Origin of the sequence: Cereibacter changlensis JA139 (assembly GCF_003034985.1) — a bacterium.
Taxonomy (GTDB): domain Bacteria; phylum Pseudomonadota; class Alphaproteobacteria; order Rhodobacterales; family Rhodobacteraceae; genus Cereibacter; species Cereibacter changlensis.
The window spans coordinates 1-3,566 of sequence record NZ_PZKG01000237.1 but is presented as its reverse complement, the minus strand read 5'-3'; the positions used below and the strand labels follow the sequence as shown (position 1 = coordinate 3,566).

General features: G+C 68.4%; 5 protein-coding genes. 4 read left to right on the top strand and 1 reads right to left on the bottom strand.

All coding sequences use genetic code 11. The features are described 5' to 3' along the window. The coding region (locus tag C5F48_RS22485; protein WP_107665958.1) for an AAA family ATPase at window positions 1-963 on the bottom strand (963 nt) is incomplete at its 3' end. An 82-nt stretch (window positions 964-1,045) separates the two neighbouring features. On the opposite strand from C5F48_RS22485, the gene C5F48_RS22480 reads away from it, so the two are divergent. The 4 genes from C5F48_RS22480 to C5F48_RS22465 all read left to right on the top strand — a co-directional run. Beyond that, the gene (locus C5F48_RS22480; RefSeq protein WP_107665957.1) at window positions 1,046-1,630 is read left to right on the top strand and encodes a DUF1285 domain-containing protein; all 585 of its coding nucleotides are present in this window, start codon (window positions 1,046-1,048) and stop codon (window positions 1,628-1,630) included. Between the two features lie 50 nt (window positions 1,631-1,680). After that, the gene (locus tag C5F48_RS22475; protein ID WP_107665956.1) at window positions 1,681-1,905 is read left to right on the top strand and encodes a DUF2798 domain-containing protein; all 225 of its coding nucleotides are present in this window, start codon (window positions 1,681-1,683) and stop codon (window positions 1,903-1,905) included. A 92-nt stretch (window positions 1,906-1,997) separates the two neighbouring features. After that, window positions 1,998-2,180: a zinc-finger domain-containing protein gene (locus C5F48_RS22470; RefSeq protein WP_107665955.1), complete on the top strand. Its 183-nt coding sequence runs from the start codon at window positions 1,998-2,000 to the stop codon at window positions 2,178-2,180. Window positions 2,181-2,248: 68 nt separating this feature from the next. Further along, window positions 2,249-3,566: 5'-3' exonuclease H3TH domain-containing protein (locus C5F48_RS22465; RefSeq protein ID WP_308812779.1), on the top strand; the 1,318-nt coding region annotated here is incomplete at its 3' end.

Below are 3,566 nucleotides of genomic sequence, written 5' to 3'. Positions count from 1 at the left end.
GTCGATGACAGACCCGAGGGATTCGCCCCGCGCCCGGGCGGCGAAGTTCAAGGCCATGCGATGCGTCAGCACCGGCCGCGCCAGCGCCGCGACATCGGCCACCGAGGGCGCCAGCCGGCCGTCGAGCAGCGCCCGCGCCCGCACCGTCAGCATCAGCGCCTGCGCCGCGCGCGGCCCGGGGCCCCAGCTCAGCACGTCCTCCAGCCCCGCGCCCTCCGGCTCGCCGGGGCGGCAGGCGCGCACCAGATCGAGGATCGCCTCGAGCACGCCGTCGCCCACCGGCATCCGCCGCAGCACCGACTGTGCCGCGATCAGCTCTTCCGCCGAGAAGACCTGATGCACCTGCGCATCCTCGGCCCCGGTGGTGGCGATCAGGATCTCGCGCTCGGTGGCGCGGTCGGGATACTCGACATCGACCTGCACGAGGAACCGGTCGAGCTGGGCCTCGGGCAGCGGATAGGTGCCTTCCTGCTCGATCGGGTTCTGGGTGGCGAGCACATGGAAGGGGCGGCCCAGCGGGCGGTGCTTGCCGGCGATGGTCACCTCGCGCTCCTGCATCGCCTGCAACAGCGCCGACTGGGTGCGGGGCGAGGCGCGGTTGATCTCGTCGGCCAGCAAAAGCTGGCAGAACACCGGCCCCTCGATGAAGCGGAAGGCGCGGGCGCCGTCGGTGGTCACGTCGAGCACCTCGGAGCCGAGGATATCGGCGGGCATCAGGTCGGGCGTGAACTGGATGCGGCTGCCCTTCAGCCCCATCACGGTGGAGAGCGTATCGACCAGCCTTGTCTTGCCCAGCCCCGGCAGACCCACCAGCAGCGCATGTCCGCCGCAGAGCATGGAGCCCAGCACCAGATCCACCACGCGGTCCTGCCCGATGAAGCGCCGGTTGATGCTGGCCTTGGCCTCGGCCAGCTTGCCGCCAAGGGCTTCGATTTCGGCAACAAGCGCTTCGGTATCGGCCATGACAATGCTCCCTGGGGCTTTATATGGTCATTAGACCGAACTATGCCGCTCGGCACAAATGGCAAAAAGCAGGAAGCCACAAATGATCGTGAAGCCTTCGGCAGATGGCATCCTTGCCGCCGCGACCGCCGCGACGAACGCCATCGGCAGGCGCGGCCCCGCCCCGGTGCATCTGTGGAATCCGCCGTTCTGCGGCGACCTCGACATCCGCATCGCCCGGGACGGGACGTGGTTCTACCTCGGCACGCCGATCGGGCGGCCGGCGATGGTGCAGCTGTTCTCCTCGATCCTGAAGCTGGAGGAGGGCAGGTATTTCCTCGTCACCCCGGGCGAGAAGGTCGGCATCACCGTCGACGACGCGCCCTTCGTGGCGGTCGATTTCACCGTGGCGGGGGCCGGGCCCGACCAGCAGGTGAGCTTCGAGACCCAGGTCGGCGACCTCGTCGCCTGCGGGCCGGAGCATCCGCTGCGGGTGGTGCGGGCCGAGGATGGGGAGCCTTCACCCTATGTCATGGTGCGGAACGGGCTGGAGGCGCTGATCGACCGCAAGTCGTTCTACCGGCTGGTCGAGATCTGCGTGCATGAGACCCACGAGGGCGCGCAGTGGTTCGGGCTCTGGTCTGGCGGGCGGTTCTTCCCGCTGATCCCCTCGGCCGAGCTGCCGTGAGGCGCGCGCCGCCGCTTGCGGCGCGTGCGCGGAACGGCTAGCCAGCGGCCATGGTCCCCGCGCGCTTCGCCCATATCCTCTTCGGCCTGATCCTCTCGGGCCTCATGTCCTGCATCGTGTCGGGCATCTCGACCCTGCGCGCCATCGGCCTGCCGCCGGGGTTCCTCGGCCAGTGGATGGGGTCCTGGATCACCGCCTGGGCGGTCGCCTTCCCCACCGTGCTGGTCGTCGCCCCGGTGACCCGCCGCCTTGTCGCCAGATTGACGCGGCCCTGAGCCGCCCGGCCCTTGCCGCGCCAGCCCCATCGGCTATCATGCGGCACCAGCCGGAACACCGCGCCAGAACGTCTTGCAGGAGAAGCCAACAGATGCCGATCGAAGCCCCGGAAACCGAAGTCGTCTCGACCTGGAAGGTGGCCTGTGACGGTGGCGAGGGCGCTCTCGGCCATCCCCGCGTCTGGCTGCCGATCCCGGAGGAGACCGGCTTCGTCGAATGCGGCTATTGCGACAAGCGCTATGTCCACGAGAGCTTCGCCGACCGCGTGAAATAGGCCCCCGTCCTTCCTCGGCGCGACAGATGCGCCCGCAAGGGAGCCAGCATCAGCCCAAGGAGCGACCCATGAGTTTCGGCAAAGGCCACCACCTCCACCTGATCGACGGGTCGGCCTATATCTTCCGCGCCTATCACGCGCTGCCGCCCCTGACGCGGAAATCCGACGGCCTGCCGGTGGGCGCGGTCGCCGGGTTCTGCAACATCCTGTGGAGCGAGCTGAACAGCCCGCGCGAGCGCGAGGCGCCGACGCATATCGCGGTGATCTTCGACCATTCGTCGAAGACCTTCCGCAACGACATCTACCCGCTCTACAAGGCCAACCGCCCCGAGCTGCCGGAAGACCTGAAGCCGCAGTTCCCGCTGACCCGCGAGGCGACGCGCGCCTTCAACATCGCCTGCATCGAGACCGAAGGTTACGAGGCCGACGACATCATCGCCGCGCTGGCCTGCCGGGCGCGCGAGGCGGGCGGGACGGTGACGATCATCTCCTCCGACAAGGACCTGATGCAGCTGGTGGGCGACGGGGTCGACATGCTCGACCCGATGAAGAACCGCCGCATCGGGCCGGACGAGGTGTTCGAGAAATTCGGCGTTGCCCCGAACCGGGTTATCGACGTGCAGGCGCTGTCGGGCGATTCCGTCGACAACGTGCCGGGCGCGCCGGGCATCGGCATCAAGACCGCCGCCCTGCTGATCCAGGAATACGGCGATCTGGAGACGCTGCTGGAACGCGCGGGCGAGATCAAGCAACAGAAGCGCCGCGAAACGCTGATCAACCATGCCGAGCAGATCCGCATCTCGAAGCGGCTGGTGGCGCTGGATTGCGACACGCCGCTGTCGGTGACGCTGGACGATCTGGAAGTGCGGATGCCGGTGGCCGACACGCTGCTGGGCTTCCTGAACGACATGGAGTTCCGCACCCTGACGAAACGGGTGGCGGAGAGCCTGAAGGTCGCCCCGCCCTCGGCCCCCACCGCCTTCATGGTGCAGAACGAGCCGGTGCCGGAGACCGTGGCGGCGATGGAAGCGGCGATGCCCTTCGATACCGCGAGCTACGAATGCGTCCGCACGCCCGAGGCGCTGGAAGCCTGGGTGGCGCGGATCCGCGAGCGCGGCCATGTCGCCATCGACACCGAGACGACGAGCCTCGACGAGATGCGGGCCGAGCTGGTCGGCATCTCGCTCTGCGTCGAGGCGGGGGTGGCCTGCTATATCCCGCTCGGCCACAAACAGGGTGGCGGCGATCTCTTCGGCTCCGCGACGCTGGTCGCGGATCAGCTGCCGCTCGACACGGCGCTGGCGATGCTGAAGCCGGTGCTGGAGGACGCCTCGATCCTCAAGATCGGCCAGAACATGAAATACGACGCGAAGATCTTCGCGCTGC

What these genes read in the sequence shown, in the direction of transcription:
- C5F48_RS22480 (WP_107665957.1), top strand. Translation starts at nt 1,046, where the DNA reads ATGATCGTGAAGCCTTCGGCAGATGGCATCCTTGCCGCCGCGACCGCC.
- C5F48_RS22470 (WP_107665955.1), top strand. Translation starts at nt 1,998, where the DNA reads ATGCCGATCGAAGCCCCGGAAACCGAAGTCGTCTCGACCTGGAAGGTG.
- C5F48_RS22475 (WP_107665956.1), top strand. Translation starts at nt 1,681, where the DNA reads ATGGTCCCCGCGCGCTTCGCCCATATCCTCTTCGGCCTGATCCTCTCG.